Origin of the sequence: Luteolibacter flavescens (assembly GCF_025950085.1) — a bacterium.
Classification (GTDB): Bacteria; Verrucomicrobiota; Verrucomicrobiia; order Verrucomicrobiales; family Akkermansiaceae; genus Haloferula; species Haloferula flavescens.
The window spans coordinates 1-1,291 of record NZ_JAPDDS010000047.1 but is presented as its reverse complement, the minus strand read 5'-3'; the positions used below and the strand labels follow the sequence as shown (position 1 = coordinate 1,291).

Below are 1,291 nucleotides of genomic sequence, written 5' to 3'. Positions count from 1 at the left end.
GCGTCCTCATATTTGGCGGCGGTCCAACTGCGCTGTGCGCTTATGTGGGCGGAAATCTTGTGACGACACCGTCTAGAACCTTGGAAATGATTTTGACGATCTCGCTCCCTTCCGCCGGATTATTGACGAAAATCCGGTAATCATCCCGATAGCGAAGGATCTGGTAGTCGCTGATCTTCGCCGCCTTGATCTCGTCCGCAATCAGGGTATCCGCGTAGCCAAGGACAATTTCAGCAATGAAATCCATGAGGACCGAACCCTGCGGAATGCCGTTGGTTTGGCCGTAGCTCATATCCTGAATGTGCCAATCAATTACATTCCCGATGAGAGCGGGGTTAGTTCGATTTGCCTTCTTCTTTGCTTCCTCCCGGGTGTGAAGCGCCCAGACGATCGAATGGGTGTAAATCGAGCTGTAGCAGTCGGTGATGTCAGTGTGTGCCAGATGCTCGTATTCAAGCGAGAGCTCGATGGAGCGCTGCTCCAGATCCTCCCACCAGTGGAGAATTTGCTCGGCCTTGTCGCTTTGCGAGGTTGCCGATCGAATTGGAATACTCGCACAAACGATCCGCTTGTTCTTCGCGAACTCCTTGAATCGCTCACAGATCGCCTTCCATGCCGATTGCTCAGTGATTGCGTGAACGAGAGAAACGTAAAGAGCTGGATGACTGAGCTGCAAGGGACGCCATGCGAACTTGCCGTCCTTGTTGTGGAACAAGGTGTAGCTCAAATCATCAAAATCGCGAGGACTTGTGTCGGCCTTGCAGAAGCTCTTGAGATCCTTCCCGACCAGCAGTTTGCTGACCTTTTCCAGTAGGGCGCCGAATCCGATATAAGGTGGAAGATCAAAGCTGCAATAGCTCTCCCCTTTGAGAAAAAACGTTCTCGCTTCGCTGTGACTGAGCTTGAGGAGCGAGATGGCTTTATCATCCGGCTCCTTCGGTGCTTTCTTGGCGCTCATGAGATCCCTCCCTCATTAAGCAGCCCTGTCACTCGCTTCCTCCCGGTCAGGAGGTCTTGCATCAAGGCGGATTTGAGTGAACACACCTTGGCGAGGTCCGCGGTTGATCGGTTCAGAGCGTCATCGGATGAGAGCAACGTTTGCGAGATTCGCCTCTGCTCTTCCACATCCGATGGGCATGCGATCTGGTAGTTGCGGAAAAACTGAAGGCCAATGGTCACAATCGTGCTCCCTGAGGCAATTCCTTCAAATTTTGGCTTAGAAGCCGTCTGAAAATTAACTGAAGTTGAGCAATTGGGCTGTACAGAGCCGCACGACCATTGGAGAATCCTC

Annotated in this window: 1 protein-coding gene; it reads right to left on the bottom strand. The window is 52.4% G+C overall.

The genetic code is table 11. The annotated features are described in order from the left end of the window. Nucleotides 1–40: 40 nt before the first annotated feature. Nucleotides 41–958, bottom strand: a complete 918-nt coding sequence (locus OKA04_RS24445; protein WP_264503851.1) for an RNA-directed DNA polymerase — start codon at nucleotides 956–958, stop codon at nucleotides 41–43. Nucleotides 959–1,291 lie beyond the last annotated feature (333 nt).